At 34.5% G+C, this 21928-nt stretch carries 23 protein-coding genes and 2 tRNA genes; all 25 read right to left on the reverse strand.

Features of this window, described 5'->3' with window-relative positions:
- Window positions 1-162 precede the first annotated feature (162 nt).
- Window positions 163-234, reverse strand: a tRNA-Glu gene (locus COC46_RS14955).
- A gap of 11 nt (window positions 235-245) precedes the next feature.
- A tRNA-Met gene (locus COC46_RS14960) sits at window positions 246-322 on the reverse strand.
- A gap of 152 nt (window positions 323-474) precedes the next feature.
- Complete coding sequence (locus COC46_RS14965) at window positions 475-945, reverse strand: S1 domain-containing RNA-binding protein (protein ID WP_098810507.1); 471 nt, start codon at window positions 943-945, stop codon at window positions 475-477.
- A gap of 84 nt (window positions 946-1029) precedes the next feature.
- Window positions 1030-1410: an FtsB family cell division protein gene (locus COC46_RS14970; protein ID WP_141550912.1), complete on the reverse strand. Its 381-nt coding sequence runs from the start codon at window positions 1408-1410 to the stop codon at window positions 1030-1032.
- Entirely contained in the window at window positions 1411-2022 is a 612-nt protein-coding gene (gene yabQ / locus COC46_RS14975) for a spore cortex biosynthesis protein YabQ (protein WP_098810508.1), read from the reverse strand.
- Window positions 2019-2324, reverse strand: coding sequence for a sporulation protein YabP (gene yabP, locus COC46_RS14980; protein WP_098810510.1), 306 nt, complete (start codon window positions 2322-2324; stop codon window positions 2019-2021). The genes yabQ and yabP overlap by 4 nt, the downstream gene beginning before the upstream one ends.
- Window positions 2325-2414: 90 nt before the next feature.
- Window positions 2415-2684 (reverse strand): RNA-binding S4 domain-containing protein, encoded by a 270-nt coding sequence (locus COC46_RS14985; protein ID WP_056474461.1) that lies wholly within the window; start codon window positions 2682-2684, stop codon window positions 2415-2417.
- Window positions 2685-2717: 33 nt separating this feature from the next.
- Window positions 2718-4172, reverse strand: a complete 1455-nt coding sequence (gene yabN / locus COC46_RS14990; RefSeq protein ID WP_098810511.1) for a bifunctional methyltransferase/pyrophosphohydrolase YabN — start codon at window positions 4170-4172, stop codon at window positions 2718-2720.
- Window positions 4173-4190: 18 nt separating this feature from the next.
- Window positions 4191-5780: a putative polysaccharide biosynthesis protein gene (locus COC46_RS14995; protein WP_098810513.1), complete on the reverse strand. Its 1590-nt coding sequence runs from the start codon at window positions 5778-5780 to the stop codon at window positions 4191-4193.
- Between the two features lie 227 nt (window positions 5781-6007).
- Window positions 6008-6544: a stage V sporulation protein T gene (spoVT, locus tag COC46_RS15000; protein WP_098810514.1), complete on the reverse strand. Its 537-nt coding sequence runs from the start codon at window positions 6542-6544 to the stop codon at window positions 6008-6010.
- Between the two features lie 240 nt (window positions 6545-6784).
- Window positions 6785-10315 (reverse strand): transcription-repair coupling factor, encoded by a 3531-nt coding sequence (gene mfd / locus COC46_RS15005; protein WP_098810515.1) that lies wholly within the window; start codon window positions 10313-10315, stop codon window positions 6785-6787.
- A gap of 218 nt (window positions 10316-10533) precedes the next feature.
- The gene (locus tag COC46_RS23145) at window positions 10534-10779 is read right to left on the reverse strand and encodes an anti-sigma-F factor Fin (RefSeq protein ID WP_098810517.1); all 246 of its coding nucleotides are present in this window, start codon (window positions 10777-10779) and stop codon (window positions 10534-10536) included.
- 78 nt (window positions 10780-10857) lie between these two features.
- The gene (gene pth / locus COC46_RS15015; protein WP_098810518.1) at window positions 10858-11421 is read right to left on the reverse strand and encodes an aminoacyl-tRNA hydrolase; all 564 of its coding nucleotides are present in this window, start codon (window positions 11419-11421) and stop codon (window positions 10858-10860) included.
- A gap of 104 nt (window positions 11422-11525) precedes the next feature.
- On the reverse strand, window positions 11526-12479 hold the full coding sequence (locus COC46_RS15020) for a ribose-phosphate diphosphokinase (protein WP_098810520.1): 954 nt from the start codon (window positions 12477-12479) through the stop codon (window positions 11526-11528).
- 44 nt (window positions 12480-12523) lie between these two features.
- Window positions 12524-13882: a bifunctional UDP-N-acetylglucosamine diphosphorylase/glucosamine-1-phosphate N-acetyltransferase GlmU gene (gene glmU / locus COC46_RS15025; RefSeq protein ID WP_098810521.1), complete on the reverse strand. Its 1359-nt coding sequence runs from the start codon at window positions 13880-13882 to the stop codon at window positions 12524-12526.
- A 142-nt stretch (window positions 13883-14024) separates the two neighbouring features.
- Window positions 14025-14315 (reverse strand): septation regulator SpoVG, encoded by a 291-nt coding sequence (gene spoVG, locus COC46_RS15030; protein WP_056474486.1) that lies wholly within the window; start codon window positions 14313-14315, stop codon window positions 14025-14027.
- Window positions 14316-14905: 590 nt separating this feature from the next.
- A complete protein-coding gene (locus COC46_RS15035; protein WP_098810522.1) occupies window positions 14906-15277 on the reverse strand; it encodes a RidA family protein in 372 nt (123 codons plus the stop codon).
- A gap of 50 nt (window positions 15278-15327) precedes the next feature.
- Window positions 15328-16170, reverse strand: a complete 843-nt coding sequence (purR, locus tag COC46_RS15040; RefSeq protein WP_098810523.1) for a pur operon repressor — start codon at window positions 16168-16170, stop codon at window positions 15328-15330.
- 53 nt (window positions 16171-16223) lie between these two features.
- A complete protein-coding gene (gene ispE, locus COC46_RS15045; protein WP_098810524.1) occupies window positions 16224-17093 on the reverse strand; it encodes a 4-(cytidine 5'-diphospho)-2-C-methyl-D-erythritol kinase in 870 nt (289 codons plus the stop codon).
- Window positions 17094-17278: 185 nt separating this feature from the next.
- Window positions 17279-17458 carry a small, acid-soluble spore protein, alpha/beta type gene (locus COC46_RS15050; protein WP_098810525.1) on the reverse strand — a complete coding sequence of 60 codons (180 nt, stop codon included), beginning with the start codon at window positions 17456-17458 and terminating at the stop codon, window positions 17279-17281.
- 94 nt (window positions 17459-17552) lie between these two features.
- Window positions 17553-17822 (reverse strand): biofilm formation stimulator Veg, encoded by a 270-nt coding sequence (veg, locus tag COC46_RS15055; RefSeq protein WP_097979271.1) that lies wholly within the window; start codon window positions 17820-17822, stop codon window positions 17553-17555.
- 205 nt (window positions 17823-18027) lie between these two features.
- The gene (gene yabG / locus COC46_RS15060; RefSeq protein ID WP_098810526.1) at window positions 18028-18906 is read right to left on the reverse strand and encodes a sporulation peptidase YabG; all 879 of its coding nucleotides are present in this window, start codon (window positions 18904-18906) and stop codon (window positions 18028-18030) included.
- Between the two features lie 189 nt (window positions 18907-19095).
- Window positions 19096-19971 (reverse strand): 16S rRNA (adenine(1518)-N(6)/adenine(1519)-N(6))-dimethyltransferase RsmA, encoded by an 876-nt coding sequence (gene rsmA, locus COC46_RS15065; protein WP_098810528.1) that lies wholly within the window; start codon window positions 19969-19971, stop codon window positions 19096-19098.
- Window positions 19971-20525, reverse strand: a complete 555-nt coding sequence (rnmV, locus tag COC46_RS15070) for a ribonuclease M5 (protein ID WP_098810531.1) — start codon at window positions 20523-20525, stop codon at window positions 19971-19973. Before rnmV ends, rsmA begins: the two co-directional genes overlap by 1 nt.
- Before the next feature lie 137 nt (window positions 20526-20662).
- Entirely contained in the window at window positions 20663-21871 is a 1209-nt protein-coding gene (locus COC46_RS15075) for a resuscitation-promoting factor (protein WP_141550913.1), read from the reverse strand.
- Window positions 21872-21928: the final 57 nt, after the last annotated feature.

The raw sequence follows: 21928 nt of genomic DNA on the forward strand, positions 1-21928 counted from the left end.
ATTTAGGTCATAAAAAACTTCATCAAGAAAATGCTAGAAAATAGGAGAAAAAATCCTTGAAAAGATAATAGCTATTATAGGCATTAAAAATCGAGGTAATATATAAATAAATAAATAAAAAACGCCTAGCCTCTCTTATAGAGACCAGACGTTTTTGTTGTATGACCCGTACGGGACTCGAACCCGTGTTACCGCCGTGAAAGGGCGGTGTCTTAACCGCTTGACCAACGGGCCGTTAAAGGGAATGGTAGCGGCGGAGGGAGTCGAACCCACGACCTCACGGGTATGAACCGTACGCTCTAGCCAGCTGAGCTACACCGCCATTGTCTTCAAACGACAAGATTTATCTTATCATGGTACTAATTGACCGTCAATAGTTTTTTAACTATTATTTTAAAGTTTTTTTCATACAAAAACGCACTCGATTAGAGTGCGTGTTCTATATAAGCATTTATGTCCCTACAAGGTAGTAAATTAACCTCGACGAGCTCCACGGCCACCACGCTTAGATTCTGTGTTGCGTTTTAAAGAAGCTAGACGATCTTCACTGTCTTTTAAAAATTTACTCATTTTTTGATCAAAAGTTTCTTTTACTGGGCGTTGTTCTGAACGGTTTTGGTTTCTACCACGGTTCCCACCATTGTTTCCTCCATAAGAAGGTCTGCTAGTACGAGGTCTTTGCTCACGTTCTCCCTCTTTAACCTGTGGACGTTCTTTCGCTTTTTTAATCGAAAGGCCGATTTTACCGTCTTTCTCAACATTGATTACTTTTACTTCGACTTCATCGCCAACTTTTAAATGTTCGTTAATATCTTTAACATAGTTGTCAGCTACTTCACTAATGTGAACAAGTCCAGTTACTCCTTCTGGTAACTCTACAAAAGCACCAAAATTTGTAATACCTGTAACTTTCCCACTAACTTTGCTGCCTACCTCAATTGACATAAAAAAAATGCTCCTCCTTAAAATGTTTAACTGGATTTACTATATTATATAAAATTATAAAAACAAGTGTCAATGAAACGATAATTACTTAATATTTGGGAAAATTATTTCTCCTTTTTTAGAAAAAAATAAGTTTTTCCTAGCAAGTTCAATAATATATTGATCATCGTTCAATTGGTCAATCATTCGCTTTGAATCAACTACTTTACTTTTAGTTTTCTTTAAATCGATCTTTTCTAGCTTTAATTGCTTTACTTTAGAAGAATAAACATGTTGTTGTGTTGCATTATAGGATTGTAATAAAAAGAATAGGGGGACAGTTAAAAAGCAGAATAATGAAATGCGCACTAAAAACTTTTTAAAACTCCTTCTCCTAGGCTTAACACCTTGTTCTTCAACTATAGTAATATTATGTTGTTTATCTTGAACTTGCCTCGTTAAATCCAGCTTTCTCGCATGTTCCACCTATCTCTTCCTCCTATCTAAAAGATCCTTTACTTTTTTAATAGTAGTAAGGAAGATATTCTTGAATTTTCCGAAAACTCCTTTAAATTGCATTAAATAGTTTTTGACTCGTTTTGGCACAAAAAACCAACATACTCTGCCGAAAAACAAAAGAATTGATAGTACAACGTTGTAAAGTAAACGGATTAGTCGAATAATAAGTCCATAAACAAACAAAAGTATGACGATTATTAGCTGAATAATCCACTTTATTGGTTTGATGACAAAGATGACAATTAACTTCACTATAATACGGTAGATTCTAATTACTAGTTGAATAATAAATTCTAAAAGCTTTTTATAAATAGATCGTAATAAACTTTGGTATGCCGCATAGCCGCATAGTAAAGCTAATAGTAAATAAAACCTTAGCGCACCTTCGTTGACTAAATATAAAACATAAAAGACTAATAGCGCCTGAAAGACCCAAAACAATATATCCGTAGCAAATACAATCATTCGATTACGAGTACCTCGATATAAAAAACGATGGTATGTATCTAGTGCCATACCAAGATAAGCACCCATACCGACCATCGCTATCATTGAGTAGAACTGAACGTTTAAGCTCATTTAAATAGCTTGCTAAAGATCCCTTTAGCTTTCCCTGATTGATATTCGTCAATATAACAAAGTTCATTGATTTTTCCCTTTATTGCTACATGACCTTTTTCAACATCGAGGTTTTTCATTTGTAAATTATGACCTTTAATATGCAAAAAGCCTAAAGTGGTTTCTAACAAGAACTCTTCACTATCAAAGCTCTCAACCTGTTTTACCCCAGTAATTTCAAGATACCTTCTACTTTTTAGCGATAAATCTTGCTCGACTATTTGACTTGTATTTTTCGCATTTAACTCATACGGATTATTCATACTAGTCCCTCCATTTACATAAACTGTATTTTTTGCTAATGAATTCTTAATACAGTGTTATTTGTACAAGTATATGAAGGGACAACTTTTTTAGAACAAGCTATCAGACAGTTTTTCCTCACTTATAATCGTATACATTGCATCCGCTTCTTCTTTTCGAACAGTTTCTTTAAGTAAATTAATTTTTGCTGTTACAATTTTCTGTCCGAAACGAATTTTTAATTCATCATTTACTTTGACTTCTGTAGATGCTTTTGCGACTGTTCCATTAATCGTGATTCTTCCTTGATCAGCCACTTCTTTGGCAAGTGTGCGACGTTTAATAATTCTCGATACTTTTAAAAATTTATCAAGTCTCATATATTATTCTCCTCAATTCTTTTCAATTAGAGATTATTCGAATTTTTTAGCTTCGTTCCAGATTTCGTCCATCTCTTCTAATGAAACATCCGAAAATGTCTTATTCATTTCACTAAGTCTTGATTCAATATATTGAAAACGTTTTGTAAATTTCATATTTGTTTTTAAAATCGCTTCTTCAGGGTTTACCTTAATAAAACGTGCTAAATTAACAATACTGAATAATAAATCTCCTAGTTCAGCTTCAATTTTTGACTGGTCCTTTGATTGAACAGCATCAAGAACTTCAGTTAGTTCTTCCTTAACTTTGTCTACTACTGGTGGTAGATCTTTCCAATCAAATCCAACTTTCGCTGCTTTACTCTGTAGTTTCTCAGCTTTTAATAAACCTGAAAGATCCTTCGGTATGCCTGAAAGAACAGATTCAATTACATTTCCTTTTTCAGCTTGTTTTAACTCCTGCCAATTTTTTAATACATCCTCTTCACCATCTACATGAACAGTTGAAAATACATGCGGATGACGATAAATTAGTTTGCTTACTAACCCTTGAATTACATCTTGAATTGAGAAGTAACCCTCATCTTCTCCAATTTGAGCATGTAACATTACTTGAAGTAATACATCACCGAGTTCTTCGATTATATGATCATCATCTTCTTCATCGATCGCTTCAAGAAGCTCGTAGGCTTCTTCCAATAAATATTTCTTTAAAGATTCATGAGTTTGCTTTTGGTCCCACGGACATCCATCAGGCCCTCTTAAAGTAGCAATGACAGAGCGCAGTGTCTCGAATTGATGGTATAAATCCTCTTCTTTTTGAACTGGCGGTACGTATACACTAGTTAAATTATTTATAGATGTATCACGATCCAATTCAAATAAAGGTACTCTTCTTATTTGCTCATCTGAGCTACCAGCTGCAGTAACAATAACAACTTCATAATCATCTGGAAGTTGTTCCATCAGCTTTAATTTTGCATGTGAAGCAGTCATTTGATCGTAAACCTGGCATATGATCAAATGCTGTCTAAACGTAATATATTCCGACTCTAAATCCGTAGCATCAACAAACTGAAAACCTTCAATTGGATCAATTTTCAAACTAGTAAACATTGCATCTAAAAAGCTTTGTCCGCCTTTAATTTCTAGCTGGATATCTCCTTTATCTGCAAGTTCTATTAATAACTGAACAGTCTTTTCTGCCACTAGAGGATGTCCTGGCACAGCGTATGTAATTGATTCTTTCCTAGATGCATCCACTAATAATTGAACAATTTCTTGATATACATCTTCAAAGCGATCGTGTTTTTCATAAATTTCATCAAAGGATTGAAAAGTTAATCCTTCTTTTTCTAACTCATTAATAACAGGGTGGTCTTTTGTACGTAAATAAAGATTGTCAGTTTTTTGTAAAACTTTATAAATTCCAAACGGAAGTTGATTCAGATCACCTGCTCCTAAACCTAAAACTGTAATCCTGTTCATTTTGCTCCTCCTGTTCTTTTAAGAGAGCCATTTTTGTAATTTTTTACTTTTAACGATTGAGCTTAGCTCTTCTACTGTAAATAACTTTATTTTAATTAAAACAATCGCAAAGACGATTGCTCCTATAACCGCTGAGGATAACGCCTCAACTAACATTCTTAAACGAAGTGGGTTAATAAACATTGCATATTTTTCAAAAACAAATTCGTAACCATATACACTACCATACATAATCGCCAGTGCAACTAATAATTTCACAATAAATTTGATGTCAAAAAATGTTACTTTTGACAATTTATAAATATAGGCTAAATTAAAAATCGTAACGATGACTAGAGCAATCACTGTAGAATAAGCTGCTCCCTTAGATCCAATTTGCTCCATTAAAATCACGTTACCAATGAATTTAACACATCCTCCAGCAATTACATTTAATGCTGGGATTAAGCTTTTCCCTAGCCCTTGTGCGATTGAAGACGTCGTAACCGATACTCCCGCAAAGAAGATCGAAATACATAAAATAGTTAGGACATCCGTTCCTAAATCATTTCGGTAAAGCATTATATTCGTAGGGTGGATGATTGATATTAGACCAATTGTTGCTGCTGCTCCTGCTACAATACTTACTCTAATGGCACCAGAAATTCTCGTGTTAATCGAATGATGTTCTTTACGAACCAATTCGCTAGATAAATACGGGATTAAAGCAAGTGAAAAGGATGAAGCAATAACAGAACCTAATTGAATTAGTGGAAATCCACGGTCATAAATCCCCTTTACTAGTTTAGCTCCTTCAACATGATAACCATACTGAACTAATAATGGGTAAAAAGAAAGTGAATCAATAAACTGAATGAATACTAGCACTAAACTACTTAAGCTTAGTAAGATACCTTGATATAAAATTGTTTTTAATTCAGTACGATAGGTTTTAATTAAACCAAATGATGGTATCGTTAAACCAGAGCCGCGGAAAGAAACCCAATAAAAGAAGTACAGTATCGCTGCTATACTACCCAGTATTGAACCTGAAACAGCCCCAGCACCTACAATATAAAGATTGTCCGTCGTTTGCATTAAATAAAGTGACAATACTAAGATTGTAATCACTCGAATTAACTGTTCAATCACCTGGCTGACCGATGTAGGTCCCATATCACCTAACCCTTGATAATAACCTCGAAACGCTGAAGTAATTGGAACAAATAAAAATCCAACACTAACAACGCGAATTAGCATCGCTAGGTGATCATCACGCATAAACTTCGCTATACTATTACTTCCTACGTATAAAGTAAAGAAACATAATATACCAATGACTAACAACATCATAAATGTTGCGTAAACTAAATCTCTAGCTCCTTTATCATCTTTTTTCGCCAATCTTTCAGCCACATACGATGATAAAACTAATGGAAAGCCATATGTAGAAAAAGCTAAAGCAATTGCATAGACAGGATAGACCTGCTGGTAAATATAGTAACCTAAATCGCCTGCAATATTTTGATAAGGAATTTTATAAAATGCACTTAATACTTTTGATAATAAGGATGCTATTGTTATGAATAAAGCCCCTTGTAGGGCCGCTTTTTGCTTAGCTTTTTGCAAAAGGATAACAACTCCTTTGTTAGAGGGTTCACCCTTTAATGTATTACATTATTAGGGCTTATGTAAAGAGTTGCCAAAAGAAAATACCCCTTATTTCCAAATTTGGTAACTAATGGTTTCGTTTTAAGTGGGATAATAGAGGGAAAATTGAAAAGAAAAAACTAAAAAGCAAAGACCAGCTAAGGTAGAAATTCCCCTCAACTGGCCCTTGCCAAATCAATATATGATTATTGCTCCATTTGTCTAGCTAAGAAGTTAGTAGCAGTGTCTATTGCTTTCTTTTCAACTTCAGAAATTGTTTTATCTTTTGAAAAGATTACGACAGCTCCAATTGGATCCCCACTTGCAATAATTGCTCCTACTGAATAGGATTGATATTTTTCAATTACACTTTCGATAAATGAAGCTTCTCCAGGCTCACCAACTACTTTTGAGTTACGGTCTGCCATGGTTTTTTCGATAATATCACCGATATTTTTGTTTAAGTATTCCTTTTTGGATGCTCCTGCAACTGCTACAACTGAATCACGGTCGCTTATAATGACTGTATGTCCAAGTGTGTCGTATAGTGCATCAGCGTATTCCTTCGCGAAATCACTTAATTCACTAATTGGTGAGTATTTCTTTAAAATGACTTCTCCATCTCTGTCCACAAATATTTCTAATGGATCACCTTCGCGAATCCGCAAAGTTCTCCTAATTTCTTTTGGTATTACTACTCGACCTAAATCGTCAATTCGACGGACAATACCTGTTGCTTTCATACTTGTAAAGCGCCTCCTCACTTACTTGCATGTCTACGTTGATGAAAGATATCCGAGTGACAATGAGGTAAGGTCACCCTTAATTAATGATAGTATCCTACACAACGAAAGTTCTATACAAAATAAGTGAGATTTTTTAACACCTTTACTAAAAATATAGTACTGGAAGCACTTTTTGGTAACTTTTTTTCTTGATTGTCAAATTACAGGCCGATTAATTTCACTTTCTTAACTTCTCATCTAAGCATTTACACTTTCTTTTTTAACATTTTTTAGCCCATTAATTAAGCCTTCTAGTGTAGTTAGCCAGTCTGCTGGATTTTTCCCTTTTACATCTAAAGTAATTTTTAGTTTTGATCCATCCATACCTAGACCAATACCTCTACCGTATGAATTACATAATTGGAATAACTTCCCGCCGTCAATATTAGCACTTGCTTTCTCAGAGAAATACACACTGACTTCTGACTTAACTTGCTTTATAAGTTCTATTTTCTCTGCAATTGCTAAAAGCTTTATATGAGCAACCTGACATAGATAGCCTACCTCCACAGGGAAGTCACCAAATCGGTCCATTAATTCGTCTTGTAGGTCATTTAACTCCTCAAATGTTTCAATTCGTCTAAATTGTTTATACATCTCAATTTTTTGCTTACTATCTTGAATATACGTATCAGGTAAATAAGCATCTACTTCAATATCAATTTCAATTGAAATAAAATCTTCTTTCTTAATTCCTCTACGTTGCTCAATTGCATCTTTTAACATTTGAGAATATAGATCAAACCCGACAGAATCAATAAATCCATGTTGTTGGGCACCGAGTAGATTTCCTGCACCTCGAATTGAGAGGTCACGCATAGCAATTTTGAACCCAGAACCTAATTCTGTAAACTCTTTAATTGCTTGCAAACGCTTCTCGGCAACTTCAGTTAATACTTTATCCTGCTTATAAGTGAAATAAGCATATGCTACTCTATTTGAGCGTCCTACACGCCCTCTTAGTTGATAGAGTGTAGAGAGGCCCATTCGATCCGCATCATATACAATTAATGTATTTACATTCGGAATATCCACGCCTGTTTCAATAATCGTCGTGCTTACTAGTACATCATATTGACCATCCAAGAAGGCATACATAACTGATTCTAGTTCCCCTTCATTCATCCGCCCATGTGCAACAGCAACCTTTGCATCTGGTACAAGCATCGAAATCTGTTCAGCCATACGCTCAATATCTTCCACACGATTATATAAGAAATAAATTTGCCCATCACGAGCAAGCTCTCTTTCAATCGCTTCCCTAACTAATGCTGCATTATATTCAACAACATATGTTTGAACTGGAAAACGATTTTCTGGAGGCGTTTCGATAACTGATAAATCTCTTACACCTAACATCGACATATGCAATGTACGAGGTATCGGAGTTGCAGTTAACGTTAAAACATCAATATTTGCTTTTAACTGTTTTATTTTTTCCTTATGAGATACACCAAATCGTTGCTCTTCATCAATAATTAAAAGCCCTAAATCTTTATATAGAACATCCTTTGATAATAAACGATGTGTTCCAACTACTATATCAACAGAGCCCTCTTTTAACCCCTTCATTGTCTCAAGCTGCTGTTTACGAGATCGGAAACGATTTAACAGTCCGATATTGATTGCGTGATCCTGGAATCTTTCTCTCAATGTTTCAAAATGCTGTTGTGCTAAAATTGTAGTAGGAACTAAAATAGCAACCTGCTTACCTTCAACAATGGCTTTGAAGGCAGCACGAATAGCTACTTCAGTTTTTCCATATCCAACATCCCCACAAAGCAGTCGATCCATCGGGCGTTCTCTTTCCATATCCTTTTTAATTTCATGAATTGATCTAAGTTGATCGTCAGTTTCCTGGTAAGGAAATGAAGACTCGAATTCTTGTTGTTCCAAACCATCAGGTGAAAAAGCGTAGCCCTTTGATGCTTCGCGTTCTGCATAAAGCTTGATTAAGTCATCAGCTATATCTTGAACGGAGCCCTCAACCTTTTTCTTAACCTTTTTCCAATCAGTTCCACCAAGCTTATAAATCTTTGGCTCCTTACCTTCAGATCCAACGTACTTTTGTACTTGATCAATTTGCTCAATCGGTACGAATAATTTATCATCACCATGATATCGAATATGTAAATAATCTTTATGAATTCCATTAATCTCTAATGTTTCAATTCCTAAAAATTTACCAATACCATGATTAACATGAACGACATAATCACCGACTTTTAATTCTGAATAATTTTTTATTCGTTCTGCATTCGATAATTTTGTATTGATCCTTTTTTTCTTCTTAGCTTTTTTGGTGAATAACTCACGCTCTGTTATGAGTACAAATTTCTCTAAAGGAAGTTCAAATCCAGAACGAAGATCACCTTTCATGATGTATACTTCACCATTTTTTATTTGCTCAATTGAAGAAATTATTTTACCTTCAATTTTGTAATCTGCTAATATATTCTCAATTTTACTTGTTCGATCATCACTTTCACCAAGCATAACGATCGTGTATTTATTTTTCTTCCAGCGATCTAATTCATTTTTTAACAAATTCATTTGCCCATGAAACTCTTGCATCGATTTACATTGAATCGATACTACTTGTTCAGGGTGCGTATGAGGAACTCTTCTTGGAAAAAGACTCGTATGAATTTGTTGGCGCTTTCTTGATTGTAGTAACTCAAAAAAGTCATGTGAAAATGTTACGCCATGTAACGCATTTCCTTCTGCCAATAAGGAAGTATACCACTCTGCCTCATCTTTTTTAAGCTGTTCAACAATTTCATGAACTCTCGAAATTTCATCTATAACGACAACTGTTTCCCCGGGAACGTAATCTATTAAACTAAATTGATTTTCATAGATTAGCCCAAAGTATTTGTATATTTGATCGATCAACTGTCCTTGCTTCAGTTGCTCAATATCATAGGTTACTTTCTCAACTAGTAGCTCTTTTACTTGTTGATCACTTATTTTTGATAGAGTCGATTTAAAAGCTTGCTCAATTCGTTGAACTCCTAATTGCAAATCCGTTTTGGAAATAATTCTTTCTGTCGCAGGACCAATTTGTACATTCTCATATTTTGTAATCGACCTTTGAGAATCAGGTGAAAACGAACGGATTGAATCGATTTCTGTATCAAAAAGTTCAATACGTATAGGATCTTCATAGGTTAACGGGTAAATATCAAGAATCCCTCCGCGTACACTAAACTCTCCTTTGCTTTCGACCATTCCAACGCGTTCATAGCCCATTTGAACAAATTTTGAAATTAGATAAGATAAATCGATTTCTTCCCCAATTTCAAAATTTATCTGATAGCTAGCCCATAAATCAGGAGACGGTAAATACCCAATTAGCCCCGACACAGGTGTAACTACTATCGATGGTTTTTTTGACATTAAACTATTTAATGCAATTAGTCTTTGAGATCTAAGCTCAGGACTCGATACTGCAATCTCTGAAGCAATTAATTCGTTTGCAGGATATAAAAATACCTTATCTTCCCCAACTACTGATTTTAAGTCTTCCGATACTTTTTGGGCTTGAAGAAGATTATTCGTCACGATTAACTGTGTTTGTCCAGTTTCTTTAAAAACAGCTCCAGCAAGCAACGTTTTGGCAGACCCTGTTAAATTTGTAACCAATTGTTCTCTTAGCCCATTTTTTAGGCCCGTTATTATTTTTTTAATATCTTTATACTGGTTAAATTGTTCAATTAAACCAATCACGAAGTCAATCTCCCCTAACAGTCAATCTAAGTAAACAATCGTCTTAGTTGAAGTTTATATTTATAGTTTTTTAGTAAAATCTTCTGTCAATAAGGCATGTTAGCTCATAAAACCCACTCTTTTTCATGAAAAAATGACTTTAATAAATAACAACACCATTAGTTTAACAGAGCCTAAGAAAAAACAGAAAAACGCCTCAGTTAAAAACCAAAGGCAATTTAATTTATGAAATTCTTATATCCATGATAATGCGGAAACTCAGATAGGGCATTTTCGCAATCCTCGCACACAATATAAATTACTTGATTAGGAGATTGAATAAAATTTACAAAATCGCTTAATTCTTCATCAAAAGAATGACAATACGATGATGAAATTTGTAACAACTGATGCTTTTCAATACTCCCCATCTGTTTACAGCAATACCGACACTGATAATCTAATAATTCCATTACTTCCTCCATACTACAAAAAAATTCATATATACAGTATGGATTGTACTAACTATACTTATTCAATGTGAAAGCTTAAATTCCTGTTTTTTATTTTTTATTAAATTGATTCATTACATCCACGAAAGAATGCTTTAAAAAATATTCACATGCATCCGCGGCCCTTTTCACACCATCAACCACTTCAGCTACTTCTTCTTCATAAAAGTTAGATAATACGTGATTTACGACACTCATACCATTCGATGGACGATCTACACCAATTCGAATACGTTGAAATTCTTGAGTTCCTAAATGCTGAATTAATGACTTTATACCATTATGCCCACCAGCGCTTCCTTTTGTACGTAAACGAAGCTTACCAGTTGGAATATCCATTTCATCGTAAAGTACAACAACATCTTCTATATCAATATTAAAATAATCCATAAAAGGTCTTACACATTCACCTGACAAGTTCATGTATGTTAAAGGTTTTAATAAATAGACTTTTTCTCCATTTACAATACCAGAAGTATAAATACCATTAAATTTTTGTTGAGTTAATGAAATGCCCCAGCGGTGGGCTAATTCATCGATAGCAATGAACCCGATATTGTGTCGTGTTCTTTCATACTCTCTACCTGGATTACCTAATCCTACAAACAACTTCATCCTAATACCCTCCATTCTAATTCTCTCGGTTATATTACGAAAAGACGTAACCACTTCTGGTTACGTCCTCTTATCAGTTTTAAAGCAAAGATGTAATTTTTATATTAATCAAATAAAGTACTTACTGATTGCTCTTCGTATACGCGAATAATCGCTTCGCCTAGCAAGCCTGCAACTGATAATTCAACAAGTTTATCAGTCCTTTTATCTTCAGTAAGACAAATTGAATTTGTTACAACTAATTCTTTAATACAAGAGTTTTCGATACGATCAATTGCCGGTCCAGACAATACAGGGTGTGTACAACATGCATATACTTCTTTTGCACCGTGCTCTACTAATGCATTAGCAGCAAGTGTAATTGTACCCGCTGTATCAATAATATCATCAATTAAGATAGCCGTTTTACCTTCAATATTACCAATGATGTTCATAACTTCAGCAACATTTGGTTTTGGACGACGTTTATCAATGATAGCAATTGGAGCTTTAAGACGATCAGCCATTTTACGAGCTCTTGTTACTCCACCGTGGTCAGGAGAAACAATTACGATATCTTCAAGCTGTTTTTTTCTAAAATAATCTGAAAGGATAGGTACACCTAGTAAGTGATCAATTGGAATATCAAAGAATCCTTGAATTTGTGGAGCATGTAAATCAAGTGTAATCACTCGAGTAGAACCAGCAGTTTCAAGAAGGTTTGCAACTAATTTAGATGTAATTGGCTCACGTGAACGAGCTTTACGATCTTGACGTGCATAACCGTAGTAAGGAATTACAATGTTAATTGTTTTTGCTGATGCACGTTTTAAAGCATCAATCATGATTAACAATTCCATAATACTTTCGTTTACTGGGAAACTTGTTGATTGAATGATAAATACATCACAACCACGGATACTTTCCTCAATGTTAATTTGCACTTCTCCATCGCTAAAACGAGAAACCGAACATTTACCAAGCTCTACACCAATATGCTTTGCAATTTCTTCCGCCAATTTAGGATTCGAGTTTAGAGTAAATACTTTTAAATGCTTGTCTGGATAATGATTAGGCATGTTTCGTGTACCCTCCGCTTTTTTCTTTTCTTTTTTATCTATAATTAATTTTTATAGTAACCTTCTTTTGTCACTTGCCTTGCTCTCGCAATTGCTAGTGATTCCTCTGGAACTTCATCAGTAATTGTTGAACCAGCTGCAATGTATGAACCTTTTTTCACAGTTACAGGTGCAATTAAGTTTGAATTACAACCAACAAAAACATTGTCCTCAATCGTTGTTTTAAACTTGTTTTTACCATCGTAATTTACAGTGATTGAGCCACAACCAAGATTAACGCCTTGACCTACTTCAGCATCACCAATATAGCTTAAATGAGATGCTTTACTTCCGTTACCGAAAGTAACTTTCTTAGTCTCAACAAAATTACCAATTCGAACTTCATCACCTAATGTTGATGCAGGTCTAATATGAGCAAACGGCCCAACTGTAGTTGAATGACCAATTTTACTTTCATGTACAACTGATTGTTTAATAACTGTATCATTACCAATTTCACTATTGATAATTTCAGCATTTGGGCCAATTGTACTATCTGATCCAATTATACTATTTCCATAGATCATTGTGCCAGGGTAAATAATTGTATCCGAACCAATTATTGCATCTGCAGAAATGTATGTGCTTGCTGAATCGATAATCGTTACACCGTTCAACATATGTTTTTTGTTTATTTTTTTTCGCATGATTGATTCTGCTACAGATAATGCGTATCGATCATTTACACCTAATGTTTCATCGAAATTTGCTGTTTTATACGCAGCTACAATTTCACCTTTTGCTCTTAGTATCTCAATAACATCTGGTAAGTAGTACTCACCTTGAGCGTTATCATTATTTACTTCATTTAATGCATCGAATAATGCTTTATTATCAAAACAATATGTACCTGTATTAATTTCTTGAACTGTAAGCTCTTCCGGACTTGCATCCTTATGCTCGACAATTTTTAATACAGATCCATTTTCGCCCCTAATTATTCTACCATAACCAGTTGAATCCTCAAGGTGGGCTGTTAAAATGGTAGCTTTTGCCTGTAATCTTTCATGTTCATTGAATAAAGCTTCAATTGTTTCAGGTGATATTAATGGTGTGTCACCACAGATTACTAAAGTAGTACCTTCTTTATCGTTTAACATTGGCGCTGCTTGAATAACAGCATGTGCAGTACCTAATTGCTCAGCTTGTAGAGCATATTCACTAACTTCACCTAATTGTGTTTTAACTAATTCCGCTCCGTGTCCTACTACCGTAACAATATTTTGTACACCAACTGATTTTACGTGGTCTACAACATGTTGAACCATAGGTTTCCCACAAACAGGGTGGAGTACTTTATATAATTTTGATTTCATTCTAGTGCCTTTTCCTGCCGCTAGAACAATCGCATATTTATTTGACATAGTCATCCTCCATCAATCACTAAATACCTATACTAGTTAGCTCAAAACGCTAATTTTAATATTTTTCACAAAATACATCCATTTTATTATACCATAAAAAAAGAACCCATTATACATTAATGGGTTCATTTCGGTCATATTTTTAAGAAGCACCTGCTTCTTCAAAGTCTTCTTCTAACTCACCTACACGGTGATATTCTGCTAATACAGAATCCTGTATTTTGCTACGAGTTGAAGAGTTAATCGGATGAGCGATATCACGGAATTCTCCATCTGGAGTACGTTTACTTGGCATTGCTACAAATAAACCGTTATTACCATCGATTACGCGAATATCATGAACGACAAATTCATGATCTAATGTAATTGATGCAATAGCTCTCATACGACCCTCCGTGTTTACGCGGCGTAGTCTTACGTCTGTCACTTCCATCTTGTTCACCACCTTTTTCAACTTAAACCATAATTAGTAAGTTTCAACAATTATCAATAATTTCCTTCTTTTTGGAAAATTTTTTATTTAAATTATTTAATTTTTAAAAATGTTTACTAAATTAGAGGCCTCAACTTATTTATCGGTGTTTCTCAATTGAATTTTAGTGAAAATAAAAAAAACCTAAAGAAATTTTCAGTTTTTTTACGCTGCTGTAATCAATCCTGTCAATTAATTACCAAATTTTCATAAAGCGAGTTTAGTGATGTTGATTTCCACTACGGGGTGCTCACTTTCCATGGGGCGAGAACCGAGCCTCCTCGGCGAGCCTACGGGGTCTCGGCCTTCCCGCATATTCCATAGGAGTCGAGCACCCCTTCGTTCCAACCAACTTATTCATCAAAAAAAGTCTGCAATAAAAATCTAATTAAATAGCCCTTTACTTAGCGTAAACTAACAGCTGTTTATTAATCAGTTTTTGGGTCAATCAATATCGAGCACATTTTAATAAACTATTAATTGAACTTGTTTTTCTAAACATGCTGGGCGCACCAATAAAAAAAACCTGAAAATAATTTCAGGTTTTTTTCTTATATAGCTGCGATACACTCGATCTCTACCAATACGTCCTTTGGTAGTCTTGCAACTTCAACACAACTTCTTGCAGGTTTGTGGCCATTAAAGAATTCTTCATAAATCGCATTAAACTCAACAAAAGTTGATAAATCTTTTAAAAACACAGTCGTTTTAATAACCTTTGATAAATCTGTACCAGCTTCTTCTAAAACGGCTTTTAAATTAGCAAATACTTGCTTTGTTTGCTCTTCAACTCCGCCCTCCACAATGGTTCCATCTACAGTTAATGGAATTTGTCCAGAAGTGTACAGTAATCCATTTGCGATGATTGCTTGTGAATATGGTCCAATTGCTTTTGGTGCATGATCAGTATGAATTAATTGCATATATGTAATTCTCCCTTCTTTATTATGACAAACAACTTTTTTATCAATGACTATAAGCTTTTAGTTTCAATAAATGATTCTTCTAGGTAATTGCCTCTTTCAACTCGAATAAGTTGCTCTCTTTCATTTACCTCAGATAATTTTACAAGCGAGATATAATCTTCAACTAATCTTTCTTCAATATTTACTGCTTCAACTAATACACCAATTCCTGCGACATTAGCTTGAAATTCTTTTAGTAAATTTTTCATACCAGTAATTGTTCCACCAGCTTTCATGAAATCATCGATAATTAAAACATTTGAACCGGCCTCGATGCTTCTTTTTGCCAATGACATAGTTTGTATACGTTTTGAAGAACCAGACACATAGTTAATACTTACAGTTGACCCTTCCGTAACTTTGTTGTCTTGGCGAACAATCACAACTGGTACATTTAAAAAGTTTGCAACAGCATACGCTAATGGAATTCCTTTAGTAGCAATTGTCATAACGATATCTATTTTTTGATTACCGAATATTGATGCAAACATACGGCCTACACTATTAACATAGTTAGGATTGCTTAATATATCAGTCATATATAAGTATCCACCAGGTAACACACGATCTGGTTTTTGTAGTAAATCGCATAATTCTTCAATTAATGTATTTACTTCTTGATCACTAATACTAGGAATATACTTTACACCACCAGCTGCTCCTGGCACAGTCAATAGCGTTCCAATCCCTTGCTGTTCAAAAGTCTGTTTAATAATACCTAAATCCTCACTTACAGATGATTTAGCAGACGCATATAAATCAGCAAAAAATGTTAATGATACTAACTGTTGTGGATGATGCAACAAATAGTGTGTCATACCTACAAGACGAGAGCTTCTTCTAATTTTCATGCAGCACCTCAAATCACGAATATTTTATAAAAATTTTATAATAATATTCGTTTTTAATCAAGTTTTTCCCTTTCACCTAACATCCGAACAGCGTAAACTTGATCGCAGAAACCTTTTAACCCATTATAAACACGATTCATTCTAGAATCATGACGAACTAGTCCGAATACTGTAGGACCACTTCCGCTCATTAAAACAGCATCAGCACCAAAACGTTTCATTTGATCCTTAATCATAGCAACCTCAGGATGTAATTGTAGTGTAACCGTTTCTAATACATTACCCAATGACATGCAAATATCGTCGTAATTTTTATTCGAAATGGCATTGACCATACGATCTACATCAGGATGTTGAACATTTTCTAATTTAAGCTTTTGATAAACAGTTGCCGTTGAAACACCTTGTGTTGGTTTCGCTAAAATAACCCAACAAGGTGGTGGCGTATCAATATGTTTAATTTTTTCGCCACGTCCTGTTGCAATAGCTGTTCCACCGTAAACACAAAACGATACGTCCGACCCAATTTTAGAACCAATTTCAGCTAATTCATCTAACGAACAATTTAAATTCCAAAGCTTATTTAATCCTCTTAATACTGCCGCAGCATCTGAGCTACCTCCAGCTAAACCAGCAGCAACAGGTATATTTTTTGTAATAAAAATATGCGCTCCTAATTTAACTCCGAACATTTCTTTCAATAGCATAGCAGCTTGATAAGCCAAATTACGTTGATCATCAGGCACGTATCGATTGTGAGATGTAACAACGATCTTATCTTCTAAAATAAGCTCTAACTCAATTCGATCAGCTAAATCGATCGTTGTCATGATCATTTTCACATCATGATAACCGTCGTCTCTTTTTCCTACTACATCTAATGAAAGATTAATTTTCGCAGGAGCCTTGACCATTAATTTCATTATTCTCACCTTCTTATGAACACTTACTTTTTTGCTATTGTATCATAATTAACTCATAAGAAAAATGTAGCCTATTGAAAGTGATAGATCTCAGTGAAATTTCTTTAAAAAGATTCACAAAAACCGAAGCAAAATGTGCTTCGGTTTAATGTGTAGACAAATTCTTTTGTCGAAGTGAAGATTGTTTATTGTTGCTTATTTGATAATTGTAACTCAGCTAATTCGATTGCCCTTTTAACCATGTTGCCGGCATCCTTCGCTCGAATGCCTCCCCAGCCTTCTTTTTGAACAACGTCATAGAAACCAAGATCTTTTGCAAGTTCTTCTTTAAACCCCTGTGACATTATACCTTTTCTTCTTCCCAAAAAAAGCAACCCCCTTTTTCCACTTCGACATTATTAGTATGTGTAAAAAGGTTAAATTCATGAATAATAAAAAGAAAAGAGACAGTAGATAATTCTACTGCCCGTTCGCCATCAGTCCACTTGTATGGTCATCACAGAAAAACAATTCAACTGTTTCTGTTAAAATATCTGCATAACTAAAAGATAAGCGTTCAAATGTGTTCTCTTCTTGATCTAATTGTACTACGAATATGGATGGATATGTTTCTGCTAATACACCGGATCGCTCCACAGTCTTTCTACGTCCGCTGTTTGCTTTCAATGTAAGTCGTTGTCCAACATGACTATCTAAAGTATCCTTTATTTCAGATAATTTTTTTGCCATTTCATACCACCTCACTATGACAAGTATACCATCTTATGTAAACTAAGTCAAAAAAAGATAAAATTATACCAACGATACGGGTTACCTGTCAATATTTTTTTGCAACACCCGATTATTATTTGTTTAAATTTTAAGTTTTATGTATCATAATGAAAAAAAGATTTTCTACAGACGAGTCCACTCGTTTATGTAGAAAATCTTTTCCTCATTCCTCTTCCATCGATTGGAACGGAAGCCCTGTTCTTAAAATTCCTTTTGTTTCAACTCCACCTAGTCCTTTTTCACCTGTAATTGTATTTCGAACAACTTCATATACATTTACTCGATCCATAAACGATGTAAAGCTTATTTTCCCTACTACATAAACAGGATCTAATGCATGTATGTTTACCCTAGTTGGCGAGCTTGCAAAGTTTGCTCCCGCACGTATAATCGCTTCAAAATGCGATTGACATGCTCCCGCAAAAATAACAAGGTGGTCTAAAGAAGGAACTTTTTTTCGCGCTTCTTTTACAGCGTCGACGAAATATCTTGAATGTCTATAAGCTTCTATATCAGTAACGTCCCCTTTTGCCTTCGTGTAAGCATCATGGCCAGTTATAACTAATATATCAGGGCGATAATGGTCTAAATAATAACCAATTTTCGTTGGTAATTCTGTTTCCTTACAATAGATTCCTTCAACAGGAACACCCATCTTATTGTACATCTCAAGACATTTTTTTAAGTAAATTGGATCTCCATCGATGTGAAGAACCCGACCTGGTATTTGAAAAAGATTTACATCTGTTCTAAAACCATTCGTTGCTTGAAATCTTCTTTTTTCTTTTTGTTCCCTAGCTTCCATTTTAAATAATTTGTAGTTTTCCTCAATTTGAACAGATGATCTTTTACCTTTTTCTCGATACTCTGATTCAATGATTACTCGCAGGTCGGATAAAGGCGCATCAGCAATTAAACGAAAATCGTCACCATATAAAACAGCAATGACTTCATCTCCGATTTGTTTTACCTCCACTACTCGAAAAACTAAGTCATATTTATAAGATGCTCGTTCTACAATATCTCCTACATTAATATTCACATGCCTTCCCCTCCAAAATTGCTTAAATCTCTACGAGTTAGCTTTCTTTTCTTAGATTATGTATGGACAAAAAAAAGGGTGAAAAGAAGGTTTATTGAACTTTAGTGGGGCATCGGAACTAAAATAGTACATCAAATAAAAAAGACGATTACAAACCAATTAGAAAATTAGCTTATAATCATCTTTTTGTTATTTTAACTGTTTATACAGACTATTACTTAATGTTGCAAATTCTTGAATTGATAAAGTTTCTCCTCTTCTTGTACCTTCAATACCAGCTTCTAAAAAGCATGCCTCAAGGATTGACTTATCTTTTTTCAATTTAGAAAAATTATTTAATAAATTATTATTTAATGTTTTTCTTCTTTGAGCAAAGCTTGCTCTAACTACTTCAAAAAAGAATGACTCATCAATTACCTCTGCCGCCGGTTTTTCACGTTTTATCAGTTTAATAACAGCCGAATCAACATTTGGCTGTGGCATGAATACTGTTCTAGGTACGGTCATAACAGTTGAAGCTTGAGTATAAAACTGTATTGCGATTGATAGTGATCCATAATCTTTTGTTCCTGGCTTTGCAGCGATACGATCAGCTACCTCTTTTTGTAACATACAAACAATCCCTCTAATTGGTAAGCCTTCCGTTAATAGCTTCATAATGATAGGTGTCGTTACATAATATGGCAAGTTTGCAACGACCATAATGTCTTTCTCATTCGGTAAATATTCGTTGATCGCTTTTTCAACATCTGCCTTCAGCACATCTTCATTAATGATTTGAATATTATCATACGGTGATAGAGTATCCTCTAAGATTGGGATTAGTCTGTTGTCAATTTCAAAAGCTAAAACCTTTTTAGCTCGCTTAGCAATTTGCTCTGTTAATGCTCCTATTCCAGGACCAATTTCAATTGCACAACTTTCTTCAGTTAAATCTGCATAACTTACAATGTTCTCTAGTATATTTGTATCAATTAAGAAATTTTGTCCATAGCTTTTCTTAAAGAAGAAATCGTATTTGGCTAATATTTCTTTCGTTCTACTAGGTGTCGCGATATCCTTCATTATTTTTCCTCCATAAAAACTTTTTTAACTGCTTGTGCAAATTCATCTTTTGATATTTGAAACATTTGCAGTCTTTTCTCTAGTTGTTTACCGTTCGTATAACCTATATTAAGAATTTTACCAAGTTTATCTCGTCTTTCACTTGATGAAGGAAGACCAATTAATCCTGCATCTATTAAATCTTCTTTTGTAATTTCCGATTTAACTTCAGTAAATTCCTGCTTTACATGAATTAAGGCATTTCGAATAGATTCTCTTGTAGCATGCTCGATCCCTAATCCTTTTTTACCTGAACGAACTGCTTCCTCCTTTGGTAAAAACGCATGCTTACACCCTGGCACATGTTCTTTAATAATCGAACGAATACGTTGACCAGGATAATCGGGATCTGTAAACACGATTACTCCTCTAGTCTCCTGAGCATGCTTTATTAATTTTAAAGTATCTTTATTGATAGCAGAACCACTTGTTTCAATTGTATCTGCATCCACTGCTCTTTTAATTGCCGCTGTATCATCTTTACCTTCAACAACGATGATTTCTTTAATTTTCATTTGTTCCTCCAACCATTACAAGTATATGTAATCATACCATAAGGATAATAAAACTTCATTCTCTGTTAAAATTAGTATAAAAAAAAGCAGAAGGACTTATCCTTCTACTTTCTCTATATCGATCTATTTTAAAAATATTAACTAATAATACGGACCTTAACAGTACGACGACCAAAGTCAAAACAAGCATCTTTTGTAGGCATTAAGATATCAATTCTTTTTCCTTTAATTGCTCCACCAGTGTCACCAGCAATAGCAATACCATAGCCTTCTACCCAAACTTTTGATCCTAGTGGAATAACATTTGGATCGACAGCAATCAGTTTCATATTAGGTTTTTTACGAATATTAATACCTGTAGCTGTTATACCAGACATACCAGCATCATAAGGAGAATATGCAGTTGCTTCAACATACATTTCTTTTACTTTACTGTTAGATTTTGGCGCACTAGATTTTACTAATGCACTAGATTTAGGAACAGACTTAGTTCCTACTGCGACCACTCGATCAACAGGATCTTTTAATAGAGTTTCGTCTACTAATGTTTTAGAAACTACTTTACCATTTTCCTTAATCAATTCAAAGTTACGTTTAACAAGTCCTTTTACACCTTCTGAAATGACCGATGATTCACCTTTATACATAGAAGAATCTTCTTGTTCTTTCTCTTTAAAATCCACAGGCTCTTCCACCACATCGTTGACTTTTTCGACACGGATAACTCGAACTGTATCATTTTGTTTGATCATTTCGCCAGCATCTGGTTCAACTCGGTCAAGTTCGTTTAATGTAATGTTCTGCTTTTCTAAAAAGTCAGCGACAGTAGTCGAAGTTGCAAATACTTTTTTAGAAACTCCTCCGTCATTTAAAACCATAGGGAATGCTTTTTCGTAAGATACTTTACCATTTTCCTCTAAAGGTGTTGACAGTGCAGGCATTATCACATCATTAGGATTAGTCTTAATATTTTGTTCTTTTAATAATTCTTTTACAGTTTGAGCAGTTGTCATAATGACTTTTTCCTGCCCATCGATCGTAAGTTTAACAGGCTTTGCTAGATGTACAGTAATATCCATATCATCTGATATTTTCGTTTTGGTTGACGGATATACTTCATCTTCATTTGTAATTTTTACATTTTGTTCTTTCAATAATTCAGCCACAGTATTTGCATGTGTTTGAATAACCTGTTCTTTCCCGTCTACCTCAAGAGTTACCTGTTCTTTAAGTCCCTCATATGCTCCTGTACCTACTGATCCAGTGAAAACTAAAGCTCCTGCAAGTTGTACTGCTAGTTTTTTACTACTCCCAAGTCTAGAAAGTAACCTATTCGCGTCTATCACGATTTTACTCCTCCTTTTCGCCTGAGAAAAAAGATTGACTAGCTCCAAACCTATTAA

The sequence above is a fragment of the Bacillus sp. AFS041924 genome (genome assembly GCF_002577195.1).
Classification (GTDB): domain Bacteria; phylum Bacillota; class Bacilli; order Bacillales; family Bacillaceae_G; genus Gottfriedia.

Excerpts from the sequence above, each read along its gene's own strand:
- COC46_RS14965 (WP_098810507.1), bottom strand. The coding sequence starts at position 945 with ATGTCAATTGAGGTAGGCAGCAAAGTTAGTGGGAAAGTTACAGGTATT.
- yabQ (WP_098810508.1), bottom strand. The coding sequence starts at position 2,022 with ATGAGCTTAAACGTTCAGTTCTACTCAATGATAGCGATGGTCGGTATG.
- yabP (WP_098810510.1), bottom strand. The coding sequence starts at position 2,324 with ATGAATAATCCGTATGAGTTAAATGCGAAAAATACAAGTCAAATAGTC.
- COC46_RS14985 (WP_056474461.1), bottom strand. The coding sequence starts at position 2,684 with ATGAGACTTGATAAATTTTTAAAAGTATCGAGAATTATTAAACGTCGC.
- yabN (WP_098810511.1), bottom strand. The coding sequence starts at position 4,172 with ATGAACAGGATTACAGTTTTAGGTTTAGGAGCAGGTGATCTGAATCAA.
- spoVT (WP_098810514.1), bottom strand. The coding sequence starts at position 6,544 with ATGAAAGCAACAGGTATTGTCCGTCGAATTGACGATTTAGGTCGAGTA.
- COC46_RS23145 (WP_098810517.1), bottom strand. The coding sequence starts at position 10,779 with ATGGAGGAAGTAATGGAATTATTAGATTATCAGTGTCGGTATTGCTGT.
- pth (WP_098810518.1), bottom strand. The coding sequence starts at position 11,421 with ATGAAGTTGTTTGTAGGATTAGGTAATCCAGGTAGAGAGTATGAAAGA.
- COC46_RS15020 (WP_098810520.1), bottom strand. The coding sequence starts at position 12,479 with ATGCCTAATCATTATCCAGACAAGCATTTAAAAGTATTTACTCTAAAC.
- glmU (WP_098810521.1), bottom strand. The coding sequence starts at position 13,882 with ATGTCAAATAAATATGCGATTGTTCTAGCGGCAGGAAAAGGCACTAGA.
- spoVG (WP_056474486.1), bottom strand. The coding sequence starts at position 14,315 with ATGGAAGTGACAGACGTAAGACTACGCCGCGTAAACACGGAGGGTCGT.
- COC46_RS15035 (WP_098810522.1), bottom strand. The coding sequence starts at position 15,277 with ATGCAATTAATTCATACTGATCATGCACCAAAAGCAATTGGACCATAT.
- purR (WP_098810523.1), bottom strand. The coding sequence starts at position 16,170 with ATGAAAATTAGAAGAAGCTCTCGTCTTGTAGGTATGACACACTATTTG.
- ispE (WP_098810524.1), bottom strand. The coding sequence starts at position 17,093 with ATGAAATTAATGGTCAAGGCTCCTGCGAAAATTAATCTTTCATTAGAT.
- veg (WP_097979271.1), bottom strand. The coding sequence starts at position 17,822 with ATGGCAAAAAAATTATCTGAAATAAAGGATACTTTAGATAGTCATGTT.
- rsmA (WP_098810528.1), bottom strand. The coding sequence starts at position 19,971 with ATGAAGGATATCGCGACACCTAGTAGAACGAAAGAAATATTAGCCAAA.
- rnmV (WP_098810531.1), bottom strand. The coding sequence starts at position 20,525 with ATGAAAATTAAAGAAATCATCGTTGTTGAAGGTAAAGATGATACAGCG.